Here is a 26662-nt window from a genome sequence, read left to right on the forward strand (position 1 = left end):
TCCCGCATTCCTGTCGGTACAAAGGTGAACGTGGCGTCCGCCAGAGCGTTCGTTCTCTCTCGGAACGGGTTCGCCCTAGCCGCCCTGCGCGGCGATCGAGACCAACTCCTGCATCAGACCGGTCAGGCCGCGCACCCGGACATCCTTCTGCTCCCAGGCCCGGCGGTAGACCAGCTTGTGGTCAGGCCGGAGCTGGACGCTGCCCGCCTGCTTGGCGATGAAGCCGACCAGCCCGCGCGGGTTGGCAAAATCGTTGTTCCGGAAGGTGATGACGGCACCTTTCGGACCCGCATCCACCCGCTCGATCCCGGCCAGCTTGCAGAACTGCTTGATGGCGATGACTTTCAGCAGGTTCTCGACTTCCTGCGGAATGCTGCCGAACCGGTCCGCCAATTCGGCGGCAAAGCTGTCGATCTCGGCCTCGTCCACCAGATTGGCGATCCGGCGGTAAAGGCTGAGCCGGACAGTCAGGTCCTGAACATAGGTTTCCGGGATCAGGACCGGCGTGCCGAGGGAGATCTGCGGCGTCCACTGCTCCTCCGGCTCCATGCTCTCGAAGCCCCCTTCCCGCGCCGCCTGCACCGCTTCCTGCAGCAGGTGCTGGTAGAGCTCGATGCCGACTTCCTTGACCTGGCCCGACTGCTCCTCGCCCAGCAGGTTGCCGGCACCGCGGATATCCATGTCGTGGCTGGCCAGGCTGAACCCGGCGCCGAGACTGTCGAGGGTCTGCATGACCTCGAGTCGGCGCTTGGCATGCGCTGTCAGGATCTTCGTCGGATGGGTGGTGAGATAGGCATAGGCCCGGGTCTTTGAGCGCCCGACGCGGCCGCGCAGCTGATAGAGCTGGGCCAGACCGAACATGTCCGAGCGGTGAATGATGATGGTGTTCGCGTTCGGGATATCGAGGCCGGATTCGACGATGTTGGTGCTGAGCAGGATATCGTAGGACCCGTCACAGAACCTGGTCATCACGTCCTCGAGCTCCGTCGGGCTCATCCTGCCATGCGCCGTCGCGATCCGGACTTCCGGTACCAGCTTGGTCAGCCGGTCATGCATCCGCGGCAGGTCATCGAGGCGCGGGCAGACATAGAAGGTCTGACCGCCGCGATAATGCTCGCGCATGATGGCTTCGCGGATGACCAGGCCGTCATAGGGCATGACGAAGGTGCGGACGGCCAGCCGGTCGACCGGCGGCGTCGTGATCAGGCTCATCTGCCGGACCCCGCTCAGGGCCATCTGCAGGGTCCGCGGGATCGGTGTCGCGGTCAGGGTCAGGACGTGGATCGCGGAGCGCAGTTCCTTCAGGCGCTCCTTCTGGGCGACGCCGAAATGCTGCTCCTCATCGACAATCACCATGCCGAGATTGGAAAACCGGATGTTCTTCGCCAGTACGGCATGGGTGCCGACGACGATGCTGCAGTCGCCGTTCGCCAGCTCTTCCTTGACTGCGGTCTGGTCCTTGGCCGTGACCATCCGCGAGAGTTGCCGCACCTTGACCGGCAGACCCTTGAACCGTTCGACGAACTGGCTGAAATGCTGGCGCGCCAGCAATGTTGTCGGCACCACGACGGCGACCTGGTAGCCCTGCATGGCGACGACCAGAGCGGCGCGCAGCGCCACCTCCGTCTTGCCGAAGCCGACATCGCCGCAGACCAGCCGGTCCATCGGCCTGCCCCGGTTCAGGTCGTCCAGGGTTTCCTCGATGGCGCGGAGCTGGTCGTCCGTTTCGGTGTAGGAGAATTTGGCGCAGAATTCGTCATAGACGCCGGTCGGCGTCGCCACCGGCTCGGTCTCGCGCACTTCGCGTTCGGCCGCCAGCCGGATCAGCTGCTCCGCCATGTCGCGCAGACGTTTCTTGACCCGGGCCTTGCGGGCCTGCCAGGCGGCACCGCCCAGCTTGTCGAGCTGCGCGCCGGCTTCCTGCGAGCCGTAGCGGGACAGCACTTCGATCGATTCGACCGGGACGAACAGCTTGTCGCCGCCGAGATAGAGCAGGCGCAGGCAATCGTGTGGGGCGCCACCGATTTCCAGCGTTTCCAGCCCGTCATACTGGCCGATCCCGTGCTCCACATGGACCACGTAATCGCCTTCATGCAGGGCGGAGACCTCCTGCAGGAACTCCTCGCCCCGGCGGCCGCGCCGGATGGACGGGCGGGCCAGCCGCTCACCGAGAATATCCTGCTCGGCAATGCAGAGCAGATCGTCACTGGCAAATCCCTGCTCCAGGGGAAGGACGACGGCGCCGGCTGTGCCCTTCGGCAGGTCGCTGGCCTGCTTCCAGCTGGTGACAGGCTCCAGCCGCTCGAGCCCGTGCTCGTGCAACAGGGAAACCAGTCTGTCTCGCGAACCTGTCGTATATCCGGCAATCAGCACCCGGCGGCTTTCCGGCTCCCCCAGAATCCGGTCACGCACCGCCGCATAGAGATCGGTGTCCGGCCGGGCCCGCGCCTCGGCAAAGCCGACGCCGCCATGACCGCCGCAATCGAGAACGGTAGCGCCATCCGCGCCGCCTTCCGGCAGATCGAACGGCGTGAAACGGGCGGTCGGCAGCCTGTCCTCGAGGCTCTGCCAGTCGCGGGCTGTGAGATAGAGGCTGTCCGGGGGCAGCGGCCGGTAAACACTGCCGCCGTCCGGCGTGCCCTGGTCATAAAGCGACTTCCGGGCCTCGTAATATTCCGTGATCAGGTCCAGGCGCCCGCTCATGGCGGCGTCGGCCTGGTGGTCGAAGGTCACCGGCGCGGCGCCGGTATAATCGACCAGTGTCTGCAGGTCCTCGTGGAACAGCGGCAACCAGTGCTCCATGCCGACATGGCGGCGCCCCTCGCTGATCGCCTCGTAGAGCGGGTCCTTTGAAATCTCGCCGCCGAATTGGGTGCGGTAGCCGGAGCGAAAGCGCTTGATGCTCTCTTCGTCGAGTCGGAATTCGCCGACCGGGAAGATCTCGAAAGTCTCCAGCGTGCCCGTCGTGCGCTGGCTGACCGGATCGAAGGACCGGATGGTTTCCAGCTCGTCGCCGAAGAAATCGAGCCGCAGCGGTTCCTCCGCGCCCGGCGGGAAGACATCGACAATACCGCCGCGCACGGCGTATTCGCCGGCCTCGCGCACCGTCGCCGACCGGGTATAGCCGTTCGCTTCGAAGAACCCGGCGAGCTGCTCGACAGGTTTCGTGTCGCCGGGAGTCAGGGAAAGGCCGACATCGGTGAAAAAGCTGCGCGGCGGAACACGTTGCAGCAGGGCATTGACGGTCGTCAGCAGCGCCGCGCCGCCGGACAGGCCGGTGGAGGCAAGCCGCGCAAGTGTCTCAACCCGCTGGCTTATCAGGTCGCCATGCGGGGAAACCCGATCATAAGGCAGACAATCCCAGGCGGGCAGACTGAGCACTGTCAGCTCGGGCGCAAAGAAACCCAGAGACTGGCGCAGAACCGCAAGCCGGGAGTCGTCGCGGGCCACATGCACGACACCGCCATGAGCCGCGGCGATCTCCAGCAGGACACGGGCATCGTGCCCTTCGGGCACGGACGAAAATGCAGCGCGGCCAGCGCCTTCAAGAACGGGTTTCTTGTAAATCAAAAGACTAATCTATGAGTTTGAAGTTGCGGATCATGGCGAGGATGGGCGTTTCGTATTCTTTCGGCGCTTCTTCCTGGCCGGTGATCCACTTGTAGAGTCGCGGATCGGGGATTTCGAGCAGGGCTTCATACGTGTCGAGCCCCTCTTCATCAAGATCCGCGATCGAGGCGCGGGCAAAGGCGCCCAGCAGCAGATCGGTTTCCTTGGTCCCGGTATAGGCGCTGCGATAGATCAGCTTTTTCCGTCTTGCATCAAGACTGGTCATGCGGCGCACTCCTTGTTTGTCAACGCGTTGCGCTAGGATATAAATCGAACTCTTGGCATGTCAGCCCTCGGCACAGCGGCCGGCGGCCGCGAGCCGCGCCCTTAATAGCATCGGCGAGTAATTTGCGACCGGAAATTCTCTATTCCCTGTTTGCCGATACCACCCGCCTTCCCGGCGTCGGTCCGCGTATCGCGAAACTGCTGGAGACGCTGGCCGGGAAATCGGTCGTGGATCTGCTCTGGCATCTGCCGAGCGGGATCATCGACCGGCGCTTCAATCCCCGGATCGCCGAGGCGCCCGACGATGTGATTGCCACCCTGATCGTCACCGTGGTCGAGCACCGGCCGGGACGCAGCCGCAAGCAGCCCTACCGGGTACTGGCCGAGGACGAGAGCGGGCAGCTGGATATCGTCTTCTTCAATGCGAAGCCGGACTATGTGATGCAGATGCTGCCGGTCGGCGCCCGCTGCGCCGTCAGCGGGAAAGTCGAGCATTTCAACGGCCGGGCGCAGATGACCCACCCCGATCACATGGTTCCCGAAGCGGATGCCCAGAGCATCATGCAGGTGGAGCCGACCTATCCGCTGACCGGTGGCCTGACCCAGAAGACCTTGCGCAAGGCCATCGCCGCCAGCCTGGCCGGGGTCCCGGAACTGCCGGAATGGGGCAACAAGCCCTATATCGCCGTGCAGCAGTTCCCGGCATGGCGCGAGGCTCTGCTGGCGGCGCACGCGCCCGGCTCCCTGGACGATATCGACCCGCACGCCCAGCCGCGCCGCCGTCTCGCCTATGACGAGCTGCTGGCGAACCAGCTGGCACTGGCCCTGGTTCGGGCCCACCAGAAGCGGCAGAAAGGCCGGGCGCTGAGCGGCGGCGGGCAATTGCGCCGGAAAGCTGAGGCAGCCCTGCCCTTCACGCTGACCGGGGCGCAGGCCACGGCACTCACCGATATTTACCGGGACATGGCGGCGCCGGAGCGGATGCTGCGGATGATCCAGGGCGATGTCGGCAGCGGCAAGACCGTCGTTGCCCTGCTGGCCATGCTGAATGCAGTCGAATGCGGCGCGCAGGCGGCCCTGATGGCCCCGACCGAGATCCTGGCTCGGCAGCATTTCGCGTCCATGCAGCCGCTGGCCGAGGCGGCCGGTGTGCGGATCGCCGTCCTGACCGGCCGGGACAAGGGCAAAGCACGGGATAAGCTTGTGGCCGAGATCGCCGAAGGGGCGGTCGATATCGCCGTCGGCACGCATTCCCTGTTTCAGGAAAGCGTCGCCTTCAAGGATCTGGCGCTCGCTGTTATCGATGAGCAACACCGTTTCGGCGTGCATCAGCGCATGAGTCTCGGCGAAAAGGGACTCGCCGTGGATACATTGGTGATGACGGCGACACCGATCCCGCGCACGCTGACCATGACGGCCTATGGCGATCTCGATGTCTCGCGGCTCACGGAGAAGCCGCCGGGGCGGCAGCCGATCGATACCAGGACCATCCCGCTCAATCGCCTCGCGGAAGTTGCCGAGGCCGTTGGCCGTAAAGCGGCATCCGGCGACAAGGCCTACTGGGTCTGTCCCCTGGTGGAGGAGTCCGAAAAAATTGACGTTGCCGCCGCTGAAGAGCGTTTCCAGCACCTGAGCCGGCTTTATCCGGATCGCGTCGGCCTGGTTCACGGCAAGATGAAGGCTGCGGAAAAAGACGCCGTGATGGACCGTTTCAAGAACGGTCCGCTGGATATCCTGGTCGCCACCACGGTGATTGAGGTCGGAGTCGATGTCCCGGCTGCGACCGTGATCGTGATCGAGCATGCGGAGCGCTTCGGTCTGGCGCAACTTCACCAGCTGCGCGGCCGGGTCGGCCGGGGCAGAGCGGCGTCAACCTGCCTGCTGCTCTTCGGTTCGCCGATTTCGGAGACCGGCCGGGCCCGGCTTGCCGTGATGCGCGATACCGAGGACGGGTTCCGTATTGCGGAGGAGGATCTGAAGCTGCGCGGCGCCGGGGAAATTCTGGGCACCAGACAGAGCGGCCTGCCGACCTTCCGGCTGGCCGACCTTGCGGTGCACAGCGATTTGCTTGCCGCTGCGCGCGACGATGCGCGCCTGGTGCTGACGAATGACCCGGACCTCAAGGGAGAACGCGGCGCAGCGCTCCGCGTGTTGCTCTATCTTTTCGAACGGGATGCGGCGATCCGGTATCTGCGCGGAGGATAGGGCGCAAAAAAACACTCAAGATTTCTCATTGCGCTCTGTTGCGTGTTCTCATAATGTTCTCACAATTATCTAACATCCATCAGAGAACGTTTGTCATATGATCAAAGGAAGTTGTTGTTGCGGCGCTGTGAAGTTCGAACTCGCGTCCAAACCGTCAATGATGGGTACGTGCCATTGTTCCCGCTGCCGCAAATCCGGTGCCAGCACGATCGTTTTTACCAAGAAGGAAGATCTGGTTTGGCTGCAAGGCAAGGAGCATGTGGCGCTCTATCAGCCAAACCCGCCTTATAAATACGGCCGCTGTTTTTGCGAGATCTGCGGCACGTCTCTTGGAGAGATCCTTTCCGAAGAAGACAGCTTTCCGATTGCCGCGAATGCGCTCGATCGCGAGTTCGGGCTTTCGAACCAGTTCCACGAGTTCGTGTCCGATAAACCAAGCTGGTTTCAGATCGGCGACGATGCGCCTCAATTCGAAGGACATCCGCCATCCGAATAAGATGACGGACATCATTTAAATGATCGGGAACTAGCCCTTCGGCGTGCAGATCGCTTCGGCTTCGATCTCAACGAGCCAGTCCGGGTCGACAAACCCAGACACTTCCATAACGGTGGTCGCCGGGCGAATGTCCTTGAAGACTTCCCCGTGTGCCCGGGCCGCCTCTTCCCAGGTTTTTGCGTCGGTCAGCATGATGCGCGTCCGGACGACGTCCTCTATCGACCCGCCTGCGTCTTCTAGGGCGGTGCGGACGATTTCGAGGCACCGCACAGTCTGCCTGTAAACATCCCCAACCACGTCGGTTTTGCCGTCGGTTCCGATCGGTGCTGTTCCGGCGACAGAAATGAAATCGCCGACCCGGACGGCTCTGCTGAAACCGATTTGCGGCTCGAGATAAGACCCTGATGAAACAAGTCTACGCTGCATTTTGATCCTGTAGAATTCAGAGATTCGGATGGTTAGTTCGGGCAGTTCCTTGCAAAAACGTGATGAACATCACCTTCTATCCCGTTGTTTCCATTCTGTTTGTTTCCTCCTGTGCATTCTCGACATGGATCACAGGTCTGGCTTGCTCTTCTTTCGGACGGCGGTCCGGCGGTGTGACGATCCCGGCCGAGATCACCATCTTGATACCCTCCTCCACGGTCATGGAGAGCCTGTAGACATCACGGTTTGGCAGGAACAGCAGGAAGCCGGAGGTCGGATTAGGTGTGGTCGGCAGGAACACGTTCACCATGGTGTCGTCGGTCGCGTGCTGCACTTCGCCGACGGTCCCGCCCGTGAGGAAACCGACAGCCCAGATTCCGCGGCGCGGATATTCGATCAGCACCACTTCCCGGAAGGCGTTCGACTGCTGTGCCATCACAGTTTCCATGATCTGCTTGATGGCGCTGTACACATTGCGCACCACCGGCATGCGGGCCAGCAGGTGTTCACTGAAGCGGATCATCCAGCGGCCGAGAAAGCCGGCCGTCAGCCAGCCGATCAGGGTCAGGGTGACCAGCATGACGATCAGGCCGATGCCGGGGACCGAGAACGGAAGGAAGTTTTCAGGATTATACTGCCGCGGGATCAACGGCATCACCTGATTGTCGATGAAATGAATGATCACCCAGGTCAGGTAAAGCGTGATGCCGATCGGAGTGGTCACCAGGATACCGGCAAACATATAGGTTCGCAGACGGCCGAAAACTGTTGGCCGGGCAACGCCGGGGGTCTTGTCCTTGGTCATGTGAAATGCCGCCTGATGCTAATGCTTCAAACCTGACCATATAGGGACGGAATGCGGCGACGCAAACGGTTCACCTAATCTGCCAGAAAGCCGGTCAATTCCGCCATCAGGCGGTCCGGCGCCTCTTCCGGAATATAGTGCCCCGAGGCCACCGCGCCGCCGCTCACCGGGCCGGTTGTGTAGCGTTGCCATACGGTCAGCGGCTCATAAAGCCGGCCGATGATGCCTTTCTCTCCCCAGAGGGCGAGAATCGGAATGTCGAGCGGCCGATCCCGGTCCGCCCGGTCATGCTCCAGATCAATGGTGGCAGCGGCCCGGTAATCCTCGCAGCTCGCATGGATTGTTTCCGGCATGGCGAAGCAACGCTGGTACTCGGCCATGGCCTCGGGCGTGATGGCGTTCCCGTCAGCCAGGAATTTCAGCTTTTTCTCGAGGTAGAATGCCGGGTCCTGACCGATCATGCGTTCGGGATAATCGGCCGGCTGAATCAGGAAGAACCAGTGATAATAGGCCGACGCGAACGCCATGTCCGTCGTCTCGTACATGTCCAGGGTCGGGCAGATATCGAGTGTGCAGAGTTTGGTTACCCGGTCCCGGTGATCCCGGGCCAGCCGATGCCCGACCCGGGCGCCGCGATCATGTCCGACCACGGCGAAGGTCTCGATCCCGAGCGCGGACATGACCTCCGCCTGGTCCAGCGCCATTTCACGCTTGGAATAGGGTCTATGCGCCGCGTCAGTCGCGGGTTTCCCGCTATCGCCGTAACCGCGCAGATCGGGGACAACCACGGTGAAATGCTGCGCCAGGAGAGGCGCCACCTTGTGCCAGATAACATGGGTCTGCGGATAGCCGTGCAGCAAGAGCAGGCCGGGGCCGCTGCCGCCGACCACCAGGTTGATCTCCGTTCCCGAGGTCGTGACGCGTTTTCGCTCAAATCCCTCAAACATTCTGTTCCGCTCCCGTTTCCGCCCGTGGCACTCTTTGTTTTCATTCTGTGGAGAGGAACATGCAGGTCCCCGCGCCTCGCGGCAATAATGACATTCCGGCATTTGGCACTGCTGTTCGCGGCGCCTTTGCCCTGGAACGTGACTATGCGCACTTGAACCACGGCTCCTATGGCGCCACGCCGGTCGCCGTGCTGGCCGCCCAACGGGTCTGGCAGGACCGTCTGGAGCGGGAGCCGAGCCGGTTCATGGACCGGGAGTTCCGACCCGGCCTGCGCGCCGCCGCCGCGGCCCTTGCCCCGCGTATCGGTGCCGATGCAGACGGCATTGCCATGGTCGAAAACGCGACCGGCGCCGTGAACGCGGTGCTGCGCGGGCTCGATCTCGCGCCCGGGGCCGAAATTCTGGTGACGGATCAGACCTATCCGGCCGTGCGCAATACCGCGGATTATGTGGCGTCCCGCTGCGGTGCCACGGTACGGGCGCTGTCCCTGCCTGTTCCGGCGCTGGACCCGGACGACATCCTCGACCGGTTCAAGGCCGCCCTCACCCCGGCACCGGCACTGGTTATCCTCGACCATGTGACATCGCCGACGGCGCTCGTTCTGCCCGTGCGGGAAATGGCGAAGGCGGCACGAAAGGCCGGCGCGCTCGTGTTGATCGACGGCGCACATGCGCCGGGCATGCTGGCGCTCGACATCGCCGCACTCGACTGCGACTGGTACACGGGCAACTGCCACAAATGGATGTTCGCCGCGAAAGGCTGCGCCTTTCTGTGGACCGCGCCGGAACATCGGGAGAAGACCCATCCATTGGTGATTTCTCACGGCTATTCTGATGGTTATATCGATGAGTTCGACTGGGTCGGGACCAGGGATGCGTCTGCCCAGCTGGCCTTGCCCGCGGCGTTGACCTTCATCGATGCGCATGGAGCAGAAAACATCCGCGAGCACAATATCGCCCTCGCCAACCAGGCCGCAGACCTTCTGTCCGCCGCATGGAGGACGGAGCGGGGTGCCGGGCCGGCCCTGACTGGATCACTGGCGACCGTGCGTTTGCCTGACGGCCTTGGAACGAGCCAGCAGGATGCGAACGAACTGCGGGCGCGTCTGGTCGATGAACATCGGGTCCAGGTCCCCATACGGGCCATGGCTGGCGGCCTCTGGTGCCGGATTTCGGCACAGATCTATAACGATATCGGGGAATATGAACGTCTCGCCGAGGTAATCGGCAGGCTGTCGGCGGAGAGGCGCTAGTTCAGCTTGCCGCGGAATTTTTTCTCAAGATAAGAGAGGACCTCGCTCTTGCGGGCGCCATTGTCGGCGCGGGCCAGCTTGAACAGCCGGGACGCTTCGTTGTCCTGAGGCGGGGTTGGCTGCTCGCCCACCTGGGTAAGCGCGGCCTCACGCGCCCGTTCAAGGATCCGCGGGTCAATCTTCTTTCTGATCTCCCGCATCAAGAGGAGCAGTTTCTTGCGTTCATCCACGACGGCACTCCCTGTCGGCCGATGAGTTCCTGCATGTGTGCAAAAAATCCATCCAACGAGACGGTCGAAAATATATCAGAAACAGGGTCTCTATTCTCTAATGATCAAACGGCTTGATGGTAAAGGCGGCTGCAAGAGCGTTGTTGGTGACCTTGGTGACAACAGCTTCTGCGGGGCCTTTCATCTTGTGATTGCCTTTTGAGACATCAATCTCGAATCGGAACCGCTGGCTCTTCACCAGCACATCCTTGTCGTAGGGTTCAATGATAAATCCCTTGAGATTGTAGTCCTTTACGACGAACGTGAAGCTGTCGATCTTCACGATACCGCAAGACTCAAGCTTGCCCTTGGCCTTGACGCTCTTGATGCCCTGAGCCTTGGTCGGCCGGCTTGGTCCTTTCTTGTTCTTTGAACCAGCCCTGACACTGAGGAAGTCGAAAAGCCCCACGCTTTTTAGCCCTTGCTTGTCTGGAGCGCCGCTGCGGCGCCTTCTGATGTCAAAGTTATTCTAATATATGGGAGGAAAGGGAACGACAAAAAATAACCATGCAGAAATTTCAGCGAACACGAAGCATTGATCGCAAAAAGAACGGAAAATCATAGAAAATTAATCTGAAAAGTGAGGGTTCCGGTCTTGCCGCGCCCCAAATCGAAAAGGGAAAGGAATTGCAGCGGTTGAGAATTCCCTTTTTTGTATTGTGTCTTTGGCGGAAAAGGTCAAACACCTGTCAGCTGTCATTGGTCTGACAGCCCGTACCGACGAGACATGACCGCGTCGAAGGCGCAGAGCAGCATTCCCGTGACGATCAAGGCGACACGTCATCGGGATCCGGCCCCATGGTGCCGAAACGAACATTGCTGGTCTTCTTCTGTTCGAGGATTGGTGAGCGCGACAGGGTTCGAACCTGTGACCGTCTGATTAAAAGTCAGATGCTCTACCAGCTGAGCTACGCGCCCCCCGAAAGGAAGCCGGAACCTATGCAAACAGCGCGGTCCGGTCAACCTCTTCCGGAAAATTTTTTGTCCGCTTACTGGAACTTGTCCTCGACCCGGGTAACCACACGCTGAGGCACGAACTGATCGATGGCCCCGCCCATATTCGCGATCTCCTTGACCAGACGCGATGAAATGAACTGGTTCCGGTCAGATGCCATGAGAAACACCGTTTCGACATCGGCGTTGAGCCGTGCATTCATGCCGACCATCTGGAATTCGTATTCGAAATCCGAGACCGCGCGCAATCCTCGAATGATCGTGGACGCGCCGTTCTGTTCGACAAAATGCATCAACAGGTTGCCGAAGGACGTGACGACAATCTCGCCATGAACGTCGTCATCCTTGAAGGCAGCGTTCAGTTTGTCGATCTCGTCCTGCACCATCTCAACCCGTTCATCGAGGCTGAAGAGCGGCCCCTTTCCCGCATTGCGGGCAACGGCGACGATCAGTTTGTCGACCTGTTTGCTGCCGCGCCGAATGATGTCCAGGTGCCCGTTCGTAATAGGGTCGAACGTTCCCGGATAAACCCCAATTCTCATGCTTCCATATCCCCGTCAGCTCTCGGCGGTATCTCCGTTGCCGCCTTCGTCCGTGTCGACTTCACCCTCGCCTTCCACATCGTCTCCGTTTTCCTCGCCGGCCAGGCCCACGGATACGACTTTTTCATCTTCATCGACGCGGAAGATCCACACACCCTGGGTTCTTCGCCCAGTGATGCTGATTTCACCGACCGCACAGCGAATCACCTGTCCGCTGTCAGTCACGAGCATGATCTGATCGTTGTCCGCCACCGGGAACGCTGCGACGACACCGCCGCTGCGCTTGGTGAGCTCCATATTGGCAATGCCCTGGCCGCCCCGGTTGGTGATCCGGTATTCGTGGGCCGAGGTACGCTTGCCGAGCCCGCTTTCGGTGACAGTGAGGATAAATTCCTCCTCGGCGCCAAGGAGCGCGAATCGCTCCGGCGTCAGGGAGCCGGTCGAGGCGCTGTCGGTCTCCTCGTCGCCCTCGCCCGTCGCCCGGCGCAATTGCCCGGCGAGCTTCAGGTAAACGTCGCGCTCCAGCTCGTCGGAGCCCGGGATGTCCTGATAATCGACATGGTGCAGGATCGACATGGAAACGACCTGATCGTCCTTCGCCAGCCTGATACCGCGGACACCGAGCGAATCGCGTCCCCGGAACAGCCGGACGTCGGTTGCCCGGAAGCGGATTGCCTTGCCGTGCCGTGTGGTCAGGAAGACATCGTCCTCCTCCATGCAGGGCTGCACATTGATCAGACGATCGTTTTCATCCAGGCGCATGGCGATCTTGCCGTTGCGCTTGATATTGGTGAAGTCGGACAACGCATTCCGGCGCACGGTACCGGCAGAGGTCGCGAACATGATGTGCATGCCCGCCCATTCTTCCTCTTCCGCCGGCATCGGCATGATGGTCTGGATCCATTCGCCCTGTTCCAGCGGCAGCAGGTTCACCAGCGCCTTGCCGCGGGATTGCGGCGTGCCGATCGGCAGACGGTAGGTCTTCATCTGGTAGACCATGCCGCGCGAGGTGAAGAACAGGATCGGCGTGTGGGTGTTGGCAACGAACAGCCGGCTGACAAAATCCTCGTCCCGCGTGGCCATGCCGGAGCGGCCCTTGCCGCCACGCTTCTGCGCACGATAGGTCGAAAGCGGCACGCGCTTGATATAGCCGTTATGACTGACCGTAACGACCATGTCCTCGCGCTGGATCAGGTCTTCCATGTCGTGCTCGAACTCGGCATCGACGAGTTCGGTCCGGCGCGGTGTGGCGTAGGCTTCCTTCGCCGCCACCAGTTCGGCGCGCAGCACTTCCATCATGCGCGTGCGTGACTGCAGGATTTCCAGGTAACCGGCGATCTTGCCGGCAAGCTCATTGGTCTCCTCAATGAGCTTCTCGCGCTCCATTCCGGTCAGGCGCTGCAGGCGCAGCTCCAGAATGGCCCGTACCTGGGCGTCGGATAGGCGATACTTGCCGTCCACGACCTTGTGTCCCGGATCGTCGATGATGCCGATGAATTCCTCGACATCCTCCGCCGGCCAGTCCCGCCCCATCAGTTTTGCACGGGCATCCCCCGCATCGCGGGAGCCCCGGATCACCCGGATCACCTCGTCGATATTGTTCACGGCGACCAGCAGACCTGCCAAGACATGTGCCCGGTCCCGCGCCTTGCGCAGCAGGAATCGGGTCCGGCGGGTAATCACCACCTCGCGGAAGGCAATGAAGGCGACAATCACGTCGCGCAGGTTCATCTGTTCCGGCTTGCCGCCATTCAGCGCCAGCATGTTGACGCCGAAGCTGGTCTGCAGCGGTGTGAAACGATAGAGCTGGCTCAGCACCACATCCGGTACCGCATCGCGCTTGAGCTCGACGACGACGCGGACGCCGTCCCGGTCGCTCTCGTCGCGCAGCTCGGCAATGCCCTCGATGGTTTTCTCGCGCACGAGTTCGGCGATACGCTCCATCAGGCGGGATTTGTTCACCTGATAGGGAATTTCGTTGACCACGATGGCGTGGCGGTCCTTACGGATTTCCTGGATTTCCGCCTTGGATCGCATCATCACGGAGCCGCGCCCGGTATGATAGGCGTCGCGGATGCCGTTCTTGCCAAGAACCATGGCCCCGGTCGGGAAATCCGGACCCGGTACGATCTCGATCAGCTCATCGATGGTGATGCCCGGATTGTCCACATAGGCGCAGCAGGCATCAATCACTTCGCCCAGATTATGCGGCGGGATGTTCGTGGCCATGCCGACGGCGATACCCCCGGCGCCGTTCACCAGAAGATTCGGATATTCGGCAGGCAGGACACTGGGTTCTGTGGTCGTCTCGTCATAGTTGGCGATGTAATCGACCGTATCCTTGTCGATGTCACGGAGCAGGCCTTCGGCGGATTTCGCGAGGCGCGCTTCCGTATATCGCATGGCCGCGGCCGGATCGCCGTCCATCGAGCCGAAGTTGCCCTGGCCGTCGACCAGCGGCAGGCGCATGGAGAATTCCTGCGCCATACGGACCATGGCGTCGTAGATCGCGCTGTCGCCGTGCGGGTGATACTGCCCCATGACGGCACCGACGATATTCGCCGACTTGCGGTAGGGCTTGGTCCAGTCGTAACCACCCTCCTTCATGGCATAGAGAATCCGGCGGTGAACCGGCTTCAGGCCGTCACGCACATCGGGGAGCGCCCGCGAGACGATCACGCTCATCGCGTAATCGAGATAGGAGCGCTTCATTTCGTCTTCGATTGAGACAGGCGAAATGTCGAACGAGGAGGATTCGGATGAGGTCAATTCAAGCGATTTCCGGTTGGTTGTGTCCCTGTCGTGGGCGGGGGCACCTGGTTGATCGTCGGCCCTCCGCCAGGACCTTCAGAAGTCCCTGAATTTATAACAGAACGGTAACGAAGGAACAATCTTTACAGCGTTTTTTTCGAGCTGGATTATTCCATTATTACAGAGGTTTACGCGCTGATATTGAATAACTCAAAGGAAGTCGCGGCATCCCTTCGGGCAAACGGTACAAACCACCCTCGCACGGCTCCATGAACGCCAGTGCTTTCCAGGCCACCGTATCGAACTCGTGCAGGTACTCAAGCCGAAGCCCGGCGTCGATCAGGGCGGTGACGACCTCCCCCACCGGGTGGGTCCATTCGTAGCTGCGTTTGGTCTGCAAGACGGCGGATCCGTCCGCATAGGAATCGCTGGTTTCGAAAGGCAGAGGCTCGGGTTTGTGAAAATAATCGTAGACCGGTGCGTGTGGCGCGGGAGCGTAATCGTCGAAGCTCAGCACGACCGGATGCTGGTCGAGGAAATAGAATCGGCCGCCCGGTTTCACGAAGTGCGCCACGACTCGCGCCCATGCGTCAATATCGGGTAACCAGCAAATCGTTCCCCAGGTGACATAGACCAGGTCATAGGTGGCCTGGATCAGCTTCGGCGCATCATAGACGTTGCCTTCGATGAAGCTTGCCTCGATACCGGCCCGTTCCGCCAGCTCCCGGGCCTGCGCAATGGCCACAGGTGAGAAATCGAGGCCCGTGACGCTATTCGCTCCCTTGCGGGCCAGCAGCAGGGTGTCCATGCCGAAATGGCATTGCAGATGCAGGATATCGAGGCCTTCGACGGAACCGAGCTCTTCCAGTTCCGTCTTGTGCAAGTCGCGTGTGCCTTCCGGGCCGTTCAGAAAGTCATCGATGCCATAGGCACTGTTGGCGGAGGTGTAGTGGACTTCCGCCAACTCGTTCCATTTCCGTCGATTGGCGGCCTGAAACTCGTCCATGTCATCTGACCCTGCCGGTATGCACGATGGCAGAAACGCAGCCTAGAACGGAATCTCGTCGTCGAGATCGCCCGGGCCGCCGACCGGAGCGGGGCCACCGCCTCCTCCGCCCTGGCTACCACCGCCAGAGCCGCCGCCGTAACCGCCGCCCTGATTGTAGCCATCGTCGCCGCCGTAGCCGCCTCCCTGGCCGCCACCGCCTTGTCCGCCGCCGCCGTCATTGCGGCCATCGAGCATCTGCAGCTCACCCCGGAAACGCTGCAGCACGACTTCGGTGCTGTATTTCTCGACGCCGGACTGGTCGGTCCATTTGCGGGTCTGCAATTGGCCCTCGACATAGACCTTCGAGCCCTTGCGCAGATATTGCTCCGCCACCTTCGCCAGATTCTCGTTGAAGATCACCACCCGGTGCCACTCGGTTCTTTCCTTGCGCTCGCCGCTGTTGCGGTCACGCCAGGATTCCGAGGTCGCGACCGACAGGTTCACGACCTTGTTGCCGTCCTGCATGGTCCGGATGTCCGGTTCGCGCCCGAGATTGCCGACAAGGATGACCTTATTGACGCTGCCTGCCATGGTTCTATTTCCACTCTGCGAATTTGATTGCCGGACTGTCCCATATCCGTGGCGGCTAATCCAGTCAGGATCGGTTACACCCGGCTTCCGTCAGGTTCTGCTGCACCTGCAAAATGCAGGTGGCCATGTATGATCACTCGCCTTATAAATGTTTCTGTTTCGTTCCTCAATTCGGATTCCGCCACATGTCAGCTTCTTCCGAACCAAAAGATATCCGCGTCCAGGGTGCCCGGGAGCACAACCTGAAAAGCGTCGATGTCTCCATCCCGCGGAACAGCCTGACGGTATTGACCGGCCTGAGCGGTTCCGGGAAATCCTCGCTGGCCTTCGACACGATCTATGCCGAGGGGCAGCGCCGCTATGTCGAGAGCCTTTCGGCCTATGCGCGGCAGTTTCTCGAGCTGATGCAGAAACCGGATGTCGATCTCATCGAGGGACTCTCGCCGGCGATCTCCATCGAACAGAAGACAACCTCGCGGAACCCGCGCTCGACCGTCGGCACGGTGACCGAGATCTATGACTATCTGCGCCTGCTGTATGCCCGAATCGGGATTCCCTACTCGCCGGCCACCGGGTTGCCGATCGAGAGCCAGACCGTCAGCCAGATGGTCGACCTGATCCTCGACATGGAGGAAGGCACCCGACTCTACCTGCTGGCGCCGATCGTGCGCGGCCGAAAGGGCGAGTACCGCAAGGAGATGGCGGACCTGCGCAAGCAGGGCTTCCAGCGCCTCAAGGTTGACGGCGAACTTTACGAAATCGATGAGGTTCCGGCGCTGAACAAGAAGCTGAAACATAATATCGAAGTCGTGGTCGACAGGCTTGTCGTCCGTGAAGGCATTGCCACCCGGCTTGCCGATTCCGTGGAGACGGCGCTCTCACTCTCCGATGGTTTGCTGATCGCCGAGGATGCGACCAGCGGCGAGCGGAAAACCTTCTCCGCCAAATTCGCCTGCCCGGTTTCCGGATTCACCATCGACGAGATCGAGCCGCGGCTGTTTTCCTTCAATAACCCCTTCGGCGCCTGCCCGGCCTGCGACGGTCTCGGCAACAGCATGTATTTCGACCCCGATCTGGTCGTGCCGGACGGCAGCAGGACGTTGCGCAAGGGCGCGCTGGCGCCATGGGCAGGATCGACCTCTAAATATTACGCGCAATCCCTGGCCAGTCTGGCGAAACACCTCGATGTCTCGCTCGATACCGCTTTCGAGGACCTGCCGGAGGAAGCGCGGCAAGCCCTGCTCTACGGGACCGGCTCCGAGCGGGTGGTGATGACCTTCGATGACGGGCTGCGCAGCTACCAGACGAACAAGCCGTTCGAGGGGCTGATCCCGAACATGGAGCGACGTTTCCGGGAAACCGATTCGGCCTGGAGCCGTGACGAGCTCTCCAGATACCAGTCCGTTGCGCCCTGTGAGGTCTGCCTCGGCCAGCGCCTGAAGCCGGAAGCGCTGGCGGTGAAGATCGAAGGGCGCAATATCAGCGAGCTGACGGAGCTGTCGATTTCCGAGGCGGTGAAGTGGTTTGCGGGCTTGAGCGACAGCCTGACTGGCCAGCAGGCGGAGATTGCCGAACGCATCCTGAAGGAAATCAGCGAGCGGCTCGGTTTCCTGAACAATGTCGGGCTCGATTATCTCACCATGTCGCGGGCTTCCGGGACACTCTCCGGCGGGGAAAGTCAGCGCATTCGGCTCGCCTCGCAGATCGGCTCTGGCCTGACCGGCGTGCTCTACGTCCTGGACGAACCATCCATCGGCCTGCACCAGCGGGACAATGACAGGCTGCTCACCACCCTCGTCCGGCTGCGGGATCTCGGCAATACCGTGCTTGTGGTCGAGCATGACGAGGATGCAATTCGTTCCGCCGACTATGTGGTCGATATGGGGCCGGGCGCCGGGGTGCATGGCGGTACCGTGGTCGCGGCCGGGACGCCGGAAGAGGTCATGCGGGCGCCGCAAAGCCTGACCGGCCAGTACCTGACCGGCATCCGTCAGGTACCGATCCCGGCGCTGCGGCGGAAGCCGAAGAAGGGCCGCCATATCCGGCTGACCGGCGCTACAGCGAACAATCTGGACGACGTTACGGTCTCCATTCCGCTCGGTACAATGACCTGCGTCACGGGGGTTTCGGGCGGCGGCAAATCCTCGCTGATCATCGAGACCCTGTGGAAGGCGATTGCCAAGAAACTGCATGGCGCGCGCGAACATCCGGGACCATATGACTCAATTCACGGGCTGGAGTTCATCGACAAGGTCGTGGATATCGACCAGTCGCCGATCGGCCGTACGCCGCGCTCGAACCCGGCGACCTATACCGGTGCCTTCACGCCGATCCGGGACTGGTTCGCCGGTCTGCCGGAAGCCAAGACCCGGGGCTACAAGCCTGGCCGCTTTTCCTTCAACGTGAAGGGGGGGCGGTGCGAGGCCTGCCAGGGCGATGGCGTGATCAAGATAGAGATGCACTTCCTGCCGGACGTCTATGTCCAGTGCGATATCTGCAAGGGCAAGCGCTACAACCGGGAAACCCTGGAGATCTCCTACAAGGAAAAATCCATCGCCGATGTGCTTGCCCTTACGGTCGAGGAAGGTGTGGAGTTCTTCAAGGCGGTGCCATCGATCCGCGACAAGCTGGTGACCCTGGAACAGGTCGGGCTTGGATATGTCCAGATCGGTCAGGCGGCGACGACCCTTTCCGGCGGCGAAGCCCAACGGGTGAAATTGTCAAAGGAGCTGTCCCGTCGGGCGACCGGTCAGACAGTCTATATCCTGGACGAGCCGACCACCGGTCTGCATTTCGAGGATATCCGCAAACTGTTGGAAGTGCTGCATACCCTCGTTGACCAGGGCAATACGGTGATTGTGATCGAGCACAATCTCGAGGTCATCAAGACCGCTGACTGGATCATCGATCTCGGGCCCGAGGGCGGGTCCGGCGGCGGCAGGATCATTGCCGAAGGCACCCCCGAGACAGTAGCCGGAACTGCCGGCAGTTATACCGGCAAGTATCTGGCCCCCTATCTGGCGGCCGCGGGGGCGAAAAAGACAGCCTGACTTCGCTGTTGGTAAGCCGGAGGCAAGCGCTGGGGCGGTCTCAGGCGATCTTGAAGACCGGCCCGAACGCGCCGAGCGGCGGGGCAACGCCGCGTCCGTCCACATAGTCGTAATGGACCTTGCGGGCGGTTGTTGCCGTGTCGAGATCGGGAGCATCGAACAGGAATGTCCGGTTCCGGCCGTCATGATTGTTCACGACGAAATTGCTCATTTCCTCGACCAGGCTGGGCGTGATTCCTGTCGCGTCGCTGGCGCTGCACCCAGTGCCGATCAGACCCGCACCCTGCAATTGCCCGGCTCTCTTGAATTTCCGGGAGAACCCGCCGACGAATCCGGCGCAGAATGGCGATATATAGGCGAAATTGTTGTGCAGGACCGTCTGAGGCGCATCATCGTCTATGCCCTGGATATAGAGCACCAGCCGGCGCTCCGCCCAGTCCGGCAAATTCTTCAGTTCGACAAGCAGAGATTCCCGGAACTGCTTGTTGATCAACGAGTCCATATGCAGCGGCAACATCAGGAAGGGCCGCGCCTTCGGGGCCTCTTTCAGCATCATGCTGGCCAGCTGGATCACGGCAATATCCATCGCGCACTCCAGCGCGCCGGTTTCACTTCCCACCTCGGGCATCATACCGTCTGGAATGGACAGTTCTGCGCGATACATGGAAACCAGGCGCTTGCGGATATTGGTGATCGGCCAGTAGACCAACTTGATCGACTCCCGGGCCTGCTCGAAGGCCTCGGTTTCCTCGGCCTGTTTCTGCTGCCGGGTTTCCTCCACGGTCTGGGCCAGCGCCTTGACGTCGGTCAGCTTTTCCGGCTCGTCGCGGGGGATCTCGAAAACCATGGACTTGACGGTGACACCGTCGAAACCGCTATCCGTGCCGCTGCCATGCAGGCGCCTGTTGACCTCCTTGGCGATCTGCCGGGCCTTCATGTTCGCGGTTGCCTTATCGCATCGTCCGAACAGCACGATGAACTGCTCGGCGTTGGCGAGTACATAAACATCGTTCGGCGTGATGATCTTCTTGATGATCGTCTCGGTCAGCAGATGGACCTTGCCCCGGACCTTGGTCCAGTTAGGGCCGAATTTTTCCTTGAGATTCTCAAGGCCAAGCATTTCGACATTGCCCGCCAAGAGGGCATCGGCCGCCATCGTGTTTGTCCGGCAGAAATCGACCATGGCGGACTTGAAACCGTCCTTGTCCGTCGGATCCAGTTTCTGCCGGTCGAAGCTCTCGAAATAACCCGTATCGCTCATCTGCTCACTTGACCGGTTGGAGGCTGTTAACCAGGGCATTGCGCCATTCCGGCAATATGATGCCGAAAACTAATAAAAACAGGGTTAACGCGGATAGCTTTCCACGGTGCCGCGTTGATGTCGCTCCTATTAAGGTCTATCTCTCTGCCGATTGCGATCCGCAGCGAGAAATTGGAAGTTCCATGGAGACCATACGTCCGGTTCATGTCATTGGCGGCGGCCTTGCCGGGTCCGAATCGGCCTGGCAGCTGGCCGAGGCCGGGATCCCTGTCGTGCTGCACGAGATGCGGCCGGATCGGTCGACCGAAGCGCACCAGACGGACGGCCTGGCCGAACTCGTCTGCTCGAATTCCTTCCGCTCGGACGATGCGGAAGGCAACGCCGTCGGCGTGCTGCACGAGGAAATGCGCCGGGTCGGGTCGGTGATCATGACAGCGGCTGATACCCACAAGGTTCCGGCCGGATCCGCCCTTGCAGTCGACCGGGATCATTTTTCGGCTGCTGTCCAAGAGGCCCTGACCGGGCACCCGAAGATCACCGTCGAACGCGGCGAGATTGACGGTCTGCCTCCCGAAGACTGGGATTCCGTCATTGTAGCCACCGGTCCGCTGACTTCGCCGGCGCTTTCCGAAGCCGTGGCGAAGCTGACCGGGCAGGACTCCCTCGCCTTCTTTGATGCAATCGCGCCGATCGTGCACAAGGAAAGCATCGATTTCGACAAGGCCTGGTTCCAGTCCCGCTATGACAAGGTCGGCCCCGGCGGCGACGGCAAGGATTATATCAACTGCCCGATGGACGAGGCCCAGTACGAAGCCTTTATCCAGGCCCTGCTCGATGCGGAGAAAATGGAATTCCGCGACTGGGAGAAGGACACGCCCTATTTCGAGGGTTGCATGCCGATCGAGGTGATGGCGGAACGTGGCTCCGAAACGTTGCGTTTCGGGCCGATGAAACCGGTCGGCCTGACCGATCCGCGGACCGGAACCAGGGCGCATGCGGTGGTTCAGCTACGCCAGGACAATGCGCTGGGCACGCTCTACAACATGGTCGGGTTCCAGACGAAAATGCGTTACGGCGCGCAGGTCGAGGTCTTCCGCAGCATCCCCGGCCTGGAACAAGCCGAGTTCGCGCGTCTCGGCGGCATTCATCGCAACACCTTCATCAATTCGCCGGCTCTGCTTGACGGTACCCTGCGCATGAAGGCCATGCCGCGCCTGCGTTTCGCCGGACAGATCACCGGCGTGGAAGGATATATCGAAAGCGCGGCCATCGGCATGCTGGCCGGCCGCTTTGCCGCAGCCGAACGGCTGCAGCAGGCCCTGTCACTGCCGCCGCGGACCACGGCTCTCGGCGCCTTGCTCTCCCACATCACGGGGGATGCCGATGCCGAGACCTTCCAGCCGATGAATGTGAATTTCGGGCTGTTCCCGCCGATCGATCCGGAAATCACGCCGAACGGCAAGAAGCGCAAGCTGAAGGGCCGTGACCGCAAGGCCGCCATGGCCGGACGGGCCCTGCGCGATATCGACCAATGGCTGACGGGAAACAAGGCCGCGGCGGCGGAGTAGCTCAATAGCGCCGGGTTAACCGGGCCAGCCAGAAACGCCAGACATCCAGCGGGTCGTGGGCAGCAAACTCCGGGCTGAAAGGATCGTGGTCGAGCGCGGCCAGCTGCCTGATCCGGGCGCGTGCCTGGCGTGCCGGCAGCAGCAGCGGTGCCAGGCCGGCGCGTTTCGGTATGTGCAATCCCTGCCGGACCAGAATCTGTGCATGTTCCGCCAGGGCTTTGATCGCTTTCCGTGCTCCGGCATCGGCTTTCAGTTCCGCGAAACTGCGGGTCTCCGCGCCATGTTCTGTGAGAACGGAGCGCGGCAGGAACGGCCGACGGACCGATTCATCGAAGGCGGCGGCGCGCAATCTTCCGATCAGAGCATGTCCGGCGGCGATATCGGCAAGCGCCGCGCGGTCGGTTCTCCCGTCGGGATCGACGATTGCCGAGAGCAATGTCACCAGCGGCGCCGTCGTGGCCCGGAGATAACGCTCCGTTTCCGCCAGGTCCTCCATCGGACGATCCTCGAGATCCCGCTCCCTGGCGTTGATCAGGTCGTCGAATGGCGCCCGGGGGAGATCGTAGGCCGCAATGCACGCTGCCAGCGGACCGATCACTTCGTGCTGCCGTGGTGTTCCGGCATAGATCCCGTCGATGCTGTCGCGCCACCATTGCAGCCGAATCGCGCCGATCATTGTCTCGCTCACGCTGTCCCGGGTCTTTGCCACCTCGTGATTGAAGGCGAACAGCGTGAAAACAGCTTCCCGATGCCGCGCCGGGGCAAAAAGCGCGAACCGGAAGCGATCCGGATCGTACCGTCGGACCAGCGCGGCAGGTGCAGAGAGTGTTGGAGCCCGTGCAATCATGATGACGGATGAGAGGATAGAAGGTCCTTGCGGAGCTGCTGCTCCAGGGCCGGTGCGTCGGCCATACTGGAGAAATAGTCAGCAGAGAACCGGTTGAACAGGGATTCGTAGATGCCTATCAACCCGGAAAGCGCGAATTGTTCTCGCCGGCCAATGAGCGGCTTCAGGTCCTGCAGCGCCCGGCGCCCGGCTTCGAGATGGCCGGCGGCCCGCTGACGGAGATCCTCTGCCAGTGTGCCGACGCGGGGATCGCGGGCCCCGACAGCGAGGGGGAGTTCGCTCTTTTGTAACCCTGCCTGCTGGATCAAGGCGTCGGGCACGGTTATCAGCCGCTCCGACCGGGCGGCATCCTTCGCGAAGTCCCGCAGGATATGGACGAGATAGCAGAAAATGCCAAGGTCTCGGGCATAATGTTCCGGTGGATGCGGCAAGCTCCAGAAAAAGCCGCTTTCGGCCGGTTCTGCGCCAAGAAGGTAGATGAAGATCGTTGCCGGAGCGACGGTCGCGCCTTCTGCGTAGGCAAGGAAATCACTCCAGTCCGGCATCGGCTGCTCGTCGACATCGCGCCGCATGGCGCCCGCAAGACCGGTCCAGGGTCCGTCGCTGAGATTGGAGCGGTGCGCGGTTGCCTGCAGGGCGCGGACGACCTGCGACGGCAGCGGGCCTTCTTCCGATATGCCGAGTGCCTGCGCCTGCCAGCCTTCGATCTCGGCCAGCATGGCGCTCCGCGTGGCCTCTCGTTGTGAAGCCTGGCGGCGGAGAAAATCGTCATCGACCGTATCGTCGATCAGCCGCATGGCGGCGTAGGTGGCGAAAAAGAAGGATTGCCGCGGCGGTGACAGCAGACGCGCAGCATGAAGCAGGTTTGCATTGGCCCGGCCGGCTATGTCGCGGCAAAAGGCGAAGTCATCGGCCCGGGTCAGGTCGGTGCCTGAAAGATCAGTCAACGGGAAACAATGCGGCGGCGACCCGTCGCCCTTCAGCCAGCAAGACGTTGTAGGTGCGGCAGGCGGCGCCGGTATCCATGATGTCGATCACCGGTCCCTTTTCCCGGATCGCTGCCCGCAGCGACGGCAGGATGAATTCCGTGCGGGCTCCGGTGCCGAGCAGCAGGATCTCCGGCACGAATTCCCTGTCTGTGACGGATGACAGCGCGTCCGGTGTCAGGCTTTCGATGCCCGCAAGGTCCCAGAGTCTGGTCTCTTCTGGAAAGACAAGAACGGCGCCGACATATCGCACGCCGGTGATCCGGAACGCCCCGTCACCATAGGCCTCTATGAGTTGCCGGCCTTCCGGGATCAGGGGCGTGACATCCATTGGATCAGTCCTTCTTGTCGGCAGCTCCCTGCCGCTCGTATTCCGGCATCTGCACCGGCGAGTCGTGATCCTCGTCCTCGCCCCGGCGCGGCTGCAGATAGAGCAGCAACGGAACGGCGATGAAGATTGACGAATAGGTTCCGATAACAACGCCCCAGATCATCGCCAGCGCGAAGTCCGCCAGCACCGCTCCCCCGAAGAAGTAGATCGCCAGCAGCGCAAGCATAGTGGTGACCGAGGTCATGGTGGTCCGCGACAGGGTCTCGTTGATCGACAGATTGAACAGGTCCGCGAAGGTCATCTTCTTGTATTTGCGGAAGTTTTCCCGCACGCGGTCAAACACGACCACGGTGTCGTTGATCGAGTATCCGGCGATGGTCAGGATTGCGGCGACCGTCGGAAGGTTGAATTCATGCCCGTTCAGGGCAAAGAGGCCGAGGGTCGACAATACGTCATGGCTGAGCGCGATCAGGGCGCAGACACCGAACTGCCACTCAAAGCGGAACCAGATGTAGATCATGATTGCCGTGAGTGCGCAGATCACCGCGATCAGCCCGGCTTCCTTCAGCTCTTCGCCGACGGTCGGGCCGACAAACTCGGTCCGGCGGTATTCAACCCCCTCTCCCAGCGTCTCCTTCACCCTCTCGACGGCATTGAGCTGTTCCGCCTCGGTGCCGTCCTGACGCTGAATGCGAATCAGAACGTCATCGACTTTGCCGAATTCCTGAATACTGACATCGCCGAGATCAAGGCTTCCGAGCTGGGTCCGCAGCGACTCGATGTCGGCCGGTTCGGGGGTCTTGATTTCCATAAGGATGCCGCCGCGGAAATCGATACCGAAATTCAGCCCGTTGACGACCAGAGCGCCAAGACTGAGGAGCATCAGGAAAACCGAAAAGGCGAAGGCCTTGTGCCGGTTCGCGACGAAGGGAACCTTGGTTCCGTGGGGAACGATGCGGAGTGGTCTGAACATCTGTCTATTCCCTCAAATCGGCAGTTCGCTCGGCCGGCTACGCCGCATCCAGAGCACGATGAAAAGACGGGTGACCACTGTTGCCGTAAAGAGCGAGGTCAGGATTCCGATGCCAAGCGTGACGGCGAACCCCTTCACCGGTCCCGAGCCAAGGAAGTACAGGAACAGGGCGGCGAACAGCGTCGTCAGGTTGGCGTCGACGATGGTTCTGAAGGCACGCTGGTAACCGGCCTCGATCGACGCCATGGGCGTCTTGCCGTTCCGGATTTCCTCGCGGATGCGCTCGAAGATCAGGACGTTGGCGTCGACCGCCATGCCGATGGTCAGCACGATGCCGGCGATGCCCGGCAGGGTCAGGGTCGCCTGCAGGCTAGAGAGCACCGCGATGATGAGCGCCATGTTGAAGAACAGCGCCAGGTTCGCCAGAAGGCCGAAGAAGCCGTAGGCCACGATCATGAAACCGATGACCAACAGCAGACCGATGACACTGGCGAATTTGCCGGCAGCAATGGAATCGGCACCGAGGCCGGGGCCGACCGTGCGTTCTTCAAGAACCTGCAGCGGCGCCGGCAGGGCACCGGCACGCAGCAGCAGGGAGAGATCCTGGACTTCCTGTACCGTGAAGCTGCCGGAAATGATGCCAGAGCCACCCAGAATGGCGGTCTGGATGACCGGCGCGCTGATCACCTTGCCGTCGAGCACGATGGCGAAGGGGCGGCCGACATTTTCCGTCGTCGCCTTGCCAAACCGGCGGCCGCCGACCGTGTCGAAGCGGAAGCTGACGACCGGCTGTCCGTCCTGGAAGCTGGGCTGGGCATCGACGAGATTCTCGCCGCTCACCATCACCCGCCGCTTGACGACGTAACTTGTTGGAGCACCTGGCCTGTCCGTTGCGGCCGGAAGCAGCTGCGAGCCGGGCGGTACCCGTCCCTGCATCGCTTCCTGCACCGACGCAGTCGCATCGACCATGCGGAAGGTCAGTTTCGCCGTCTGTCCCAGCAGGGCCTTGATCCGTTCCGGATCATCGACGCCCGGTAATTGCAGCAGGATCCGGTCATCGCCCTGGCGCTGGATGGTCGGCTCGCGCACGCCGGTCTCGTCAATCCGTCGGCGGACGATTTCGATCGACTGTTCTATGGCCCGGGCCTTGAGGTCGCGCATGGCGACTTCCGTCAGCGTGATCCGGATGGTGTTACCCGCGCCGGTCTCGGTCTCCGTCTCCGGGTCGATCCGCCGAACGGCATTCCGGGCCTTGTCGAGTTCTTCCGGGTCGCGGACGGTGAAATGGACCGCATCTTTGGCGACGCCGAGGCCGCGATAGCCGATCCGGTCCTGGCGGAGATTGCGCCGGGTCTGGTCCACGATGGCCTCGAGACGCTCCGCGACGACCACATCGACATCGACTTCAAGCAGAAGATGCGAGCCGCCCTGCAGGTCAAGGCCGAGATTGATCTTCTTCCCGGGAAGCCACGACGGGAGATCCTGAGTCAGGTCGCGCTGGATTGCGTTCGGCAGTGCGTAGAGCACGCCGAAGGCACAAATCAGCGCCACGAGGGCGATTTTCCAAGGCTGGAACTGGAGCATC

Annotated in this window: 22 protein-coding genes and 1 tRNA gene; 5 read left to right on the plus strand and 18 right to left on the minus strand. The window is 61.6% G+C overall.

Features of this window, described 5'->3' with window-relative positions; translation table 11 throughout:
* Positions 1–75: 75 nt before the first annotated feature.
* On the minus strand, positions 76–3516 hold the full coding sequence (gene mfd / locus RH950_RS12835) for a transcription-repair coupling factor (RefSeq protein ID WP_350057334.1): 3441 nt from the start codon (positions 3514–3516) through the stop codon (positions 76–78).
* A gap of 58 nt (positions 3517–3574) precedes the next feature.
* Positions 3575–3835: an FAD assembly factor SdhE gene (locus tag RH950_RS12840; protein ID WP_350057336.1), complete on the minus strand. Its 261-nt coding sequence runs from the start codon at positions 3833–3835 to the stop codon at positions 3575–3577.
* Positions 3836–3957: 122 nt separating this feature from the next.
* Here RH950_RS12840 and recG point away from each other — a divergent pair, with 122 nt between their 5' ends.
* Together recG and RH950_RS12850 are read left to right on the plus strand one after the other, a co-directional pair.
* Positions 3958–6039 (plus strand): ATP-dependent DNA helicase RecG, encoded by a 2082-nt coding sequence (gene recG / locus RH950_RS12845; RefSeq protein WP_350057338.1) that lies wholly within the window; start codon positions 3958–3960, stop codon positions 6037–6039.
* 97 nt (positions 6040–6136) lie between these two features.
* Positions 6137–6535: a GFA family protein gene (locus RH950_RS12850; RefSeq protein WP_350057340.1), complete on the plus strand. Its 399-nt coding sequence runs from the start codon at positions 6137–6139 to the stop codon at positions 6533–6535.
* Between the two features lie 30 nt (positions 6536–6565).
* Here the strand turns inward: RH950_RS12850 and RH950_RS12855 are convergent, their stop codons facing one another.
* The 3 genes from RH950_RS12855 to RH950_RS12865 form a co-directional block, all read right to left on the minus strand.
* Entirely contained in the window at positions 6566–6961 is a 396-nt protein-coding gene (locus RH950_RS12855; protein WP_350057342.1) for a RidA family protein, read from the minus strand.
* Between the two features lie 76 nt (positions 6962–7037).
* Entirely contained in the window at positions 7038–7766 is a 729-nt protein-coding gene (locus RH950_RS12860; RefSeq protein ID WP_350057344.1) for a DUF502 domain-containing protein, read from the minus strand.
* A 74-nt stretch (positions 7767–7840) separates the two neighbouring features.
* Positions 7841–8713, minus strand: a complete 873-nt coding sequence (locus tag RH950_RS12865; RefSeq protein ID WP_350057346.1) for an alpha/beta fold hydrolase — start codon at positions 8711–8713, stop codon at positions 7841–7843.
* A gap of 59 nt (positions 8714–8772) precedes the next feature.
* On the opposite strand from RH950_RS12865, the gene RH950_RS12870 reads away from it, so the two are divergent.
* Entirely contained in the window at positions 8773–9966 is a 1194-nt protein-coding gene (locus tag RH950_RS12870; protein ID WP_350057348.1) for an aminotransferase class V-fold PLP-dependent enzyme, read from the plus strand.
* On the opposite strand, the gene RH950_RS12875 is transcribed toward RH950_RS12870, so the two are convergent.
* The 7 genes from RH950_RS12875 to ssb all read right to left on the minus strand — a co-directional run bounded on the left by RH950_RS12875 (position 9963) and on the right by ssb (position 16061).
* The gene (locus RH950_RS12875; protein WP_350057350.1) at positions 9963–10196 is read right to left on the minus strand and encodes a hypothetical protein; all 234 of its coding nucleotides are present in this window, start codon (positions 10194–10196) and stop codon (positions 9963–9965) included. The two genes, RH950_RS12870 and RH950_RS12875, sit on opposite strands and share 4 nt — an antisense overlap.
* A 97-nt stretch (positions 10197–10293) precedes the next feature.
* Positions 10294–10644 (minus strand): hypothetical protein, encoded by a 351-nt coding sequence (locus RH950_RS12880; RefSeq protein WP_350057352.1) that lies wholly within the window; start codon positions 10642–10644, stop codon positions 10294–10296.
* A gap of 433 nt (positions 10645–11077) precedes the next feature.
* Positions 11078–11153: transfer RNA gene (locus RH950_RS12885), tRNA-Lys, on the minus strand.
* 71 nt (positions 11154–11224) lie between these two features.
* Positions 11225–11731: a pantetheine-phosphate adenylyltransferase gene (gene coaD / locus RH950_RS12890; RefSeq protein WP_350057354.1), complete on the minus strand. Its 507-nt coding sequence runs from the start codon at positions 11729–11731 to the stop codon at positions 11225–11227.
* 15 nt (positions 11732–11746) lie between these two features.
* Positions 11747–14500, minus strand: a complete 2754-nt coding sequence (gene gyrA, locus RH950_RS12895; RefSeq protein ID WP_350057356.1) for a DNA gyrase subunit A — start codon at positions 14498–14500, stop codon at positions 11747–11749.
* 160 nt (positions 14501–14660) lie between these two features.
* A complete protein-coding gene (locus RH950_RS12900) occupies positions 14661–15488 on the minus strand; it encodes a class I SAM-dependent methyltransferase (RefSeq protein WP_350057358.1) in 828 nt (275 codons plus the stop codon).
* A gap of 42 nt (positions 15489–15530) precedes the next feature.
* Complete coding sequence (ssb, locus tag RH950_RS12905; protein ID WP_350057360.1) at positions 15531–16061, minus strand: single-stranded DNA-binding protein; 531 nt, start codon at positions 16059–16061, stop codon at positions 15531–15533.
* Positions 16062–16246: 185 nt separating this feature from the next.
* Between ssb and uvrA the strand changes: the two genes are divergently transcribed.
* Positions 16247–19111 carry an excinuclease ABC subunit UvrA gene (uvrA, locus tag RH950_RS12910; RefSeq protein WP_350057362.1) on the plus strand — a complete coding sequence of 955 codons (2865 nt, stop codon included), beginning with the start codon at positions 16247–16249 and terminating at the stop codon, positions 19109–19111.
* A gap of 40 nt (positions 19112–19151) precedes the next feature.
* On the opposite strand, the gene RH950_RS12915 is transcribed toward uvrA, so the two are convergent.
* Positions 19152–20411: a hypothetical protein gene (locus tag RH950_RS12915; RefSeq protein ID WP_350057364.1), complete on the minus strand. Its 1260-nt coding sequence runs from the start codon at positions 20409–20411 to the stop codon at positions 19152–19154.
* A gap of 143 nt (positions 20412–20554) precedes the next feature.
* On the opposite strand from RH950_RS12915, the gene trmFO reads away from it, so the two are divergent.
* Positions 20555–21940 carry a methylenetetrahydrofolate--tRNA-(uracil(54)-C(5))-methyltransferase (FADH(2)-oxidizing) TrmFO gene (gene trmFO / locus RH950_RS12920; protein ID WP_350057366.1) on the plus strand — a complete coding sequence of 462 codons (1386 nt, stop codon included), beginning with the start codon at positions 20555–20557 and terminating at the stop codon, positions 21938–21940.
* Between the two features lies 1 nt (position 21941).
* Here trmFO and RH950_RS12925 read toward each other — a convergent pair whose 3' ends face one another.
* The 5 genes from RH950_RS12925 to secD are packed head-to-tail and all read right to left on the minus strand — an operon-like array spanning position 21942 to position 26661.
* On the minus strand, positions 21942–22787 hold the full coding sequence (locus RH950_RS12925; RefSeq protein WP_350057368.1) for a phytoene/squalene synthase family protein: 846 nt from the start codon (positions 22785–22787) through the stop codon (positions 21942–21944).
* Positions 22784–23734, minus strand: coding sequence for a phytoene/squalene synthase family protein (locus RH950_RS12930; RefSeq protein WP_350057370.1), 951 nt, complete (start codon positions 23732–23734; stop codon positions 22784–22786). Before RH950_RS12930 ends, RH950_RS12925 begins: the two co-directional genes overlap by 4 nt.
* Positions 23727–24104, minus strand: coding sequence for an Mth938-like domain-containing protein (locus RH950_RS12935; RefSeq protein WP_350057372.1), 378 nt, complete (start codon positions 24102–24104; stop codon positions 23727–23729). Before RH950_RS12935 ends, RH950_RS12930 begins: the two co-directional genes overlap by 8 nt.
* Positions 24105–24108: 4 nt before the next feature.
* On the minus strand, positions 24109–25077 hold the full coding sequence (gene secF / locus RH950_RS12940; RefSeq protein WP_350057374.1) for a protein translocase subunit SecF: 969 nt from the start codon (positions 25075–25077) through the stop codon (positions 24109–24111).
* A 12-nt stretch (positions 25078–25089) separates the two neighbouring features.
* Complete coding sequence (gene secD, locus RH950_RS12945) at positions 25090–26661, minus strand: protein translocase subunit SecD (protein WP_350057376.1); 1572 nt, start codon at positions 26659–26661, stop codon at positions 25090–25092.
* Position 26662: the final 1 nt, after the last annotated feature.

It is taken from the genome of Nisaea sp. (assembly GCF_040217065.1).
Lineage (GTDB): Bacteria > Pseudomonadota > Alphaproteobacteria > Thalassobaculales > Thalassobaculaceae > Nisaea.

Bases quoted from the DNA above. Each gene is read 5' to 3' on its own strand.
- RH950_RS12860 (WP_350057344.1), bottom strand. From the start codon at position 7,766: ATGACCAAGGACAAGACCCCCGGCGTTGCCCGGCCAACAGTTTTCGGC.
- ssb (WP_350057360.1), bottom strand. From the start codon at position 16,061: ATGGCAGGCAGCGTCAATAAGGTCATCCTTGTCGGCAATCTCGGGCGC.
- coaD (WP_350057354.1), bottom strand. From the start codon at position 11,731: ATGAGAATTGGGGTTTATCCGGGAACGTTCGACCCTATTACGAACGGG.
- RH950_RS12900 (WP_350057358.1), bottom strand. From the start codon at position 15,488: ATGGACGAGTTTCAGGCCGCCAATCGACGGAAATGGAACGAGTTGGCG.
- RH950_RS12870 (WP_350057348.1), top strand. From the start codon at position 8,773: ATGCAGGTCCCCGCGCCTCGCGGCAATAATGACATTCCGGCATTTGGC.
- RH950_RS12840 (WP_350057336.1), bottom strand. From the start codon at position 3,835: ATGACCAGTCTTGATGCAAGACGGAAAAAGCTGATCTATCGCAGCGCC.
- RH950_RS12865 (WP_350057346.1), bottom strand. From the start codon at position 8,713: ATGTTTGAGGGATTTGAGCGAAAACGCGTCACGACCTCGGGAACGGAG.
- RH950_RS12925 (WP_350057368.1), bottom strand. From the start codon at position 22,787: ATGATTGCACGGGCTCCAACACTCTCTGCACCTGCCGCGCTGGTCCGA.
- RH950_RS12935 (WP_350057372.1), bottom strand. From the start codon at position 24,104: ATGGATGTCACGCCCCTGATCCCGGAAGGCCGGCAACTCATAGAGGCC.
- secD (WP_350057376.1), bottom strand. From the start codon at position 26,661: ATGCTCCAGTTCCAGCCTTGGAAAATCGCCCTCGTGGCGCTGATTTGT.
- trmFO (WP_350057366.1), top strand. From the start codon at position 20,555: ATGGAGACCATACGTCCGGTTCATGTCATTGGCGGCGGCCTTGCCGGG.
- secF (WP_350057374.1), bottom strand. From the start codon at position 25,077: ATGTTCAGACCACTCCGCATCGTTCCCCACGGAACCAAGGTTCCCTTC.
- RH950_RS12855 (WP_350057342.1), bottom strand. From the start codon at position 6,961: ATGCAGCGTAGACTTGTTTCATCAGGGTCTTATCTCGAGCCGCAAATC.
- RH950_RS12915 (WP_350057364.1), bottom strand. From the start codon at position 20,411: ATGCCCTGGTTAACAGCCTCCAACCGGTCAAGTGAGCAGATGAGCGAT.
- RH950_RS12850 (WP_350057340.1), top strand. From the start codon at position 6,137: ATGATCAAAGGAAGTTGTTGTTGCGGCGCTGTGAAGTTCGAACTCGCG.
- uvrA (WP_350057362.1), top strand. From the start codon at position 16,247: ATGTCAGCTTCTTCCGAACCAAAAGATATCCGCGTCCAGGGTGCCCGG.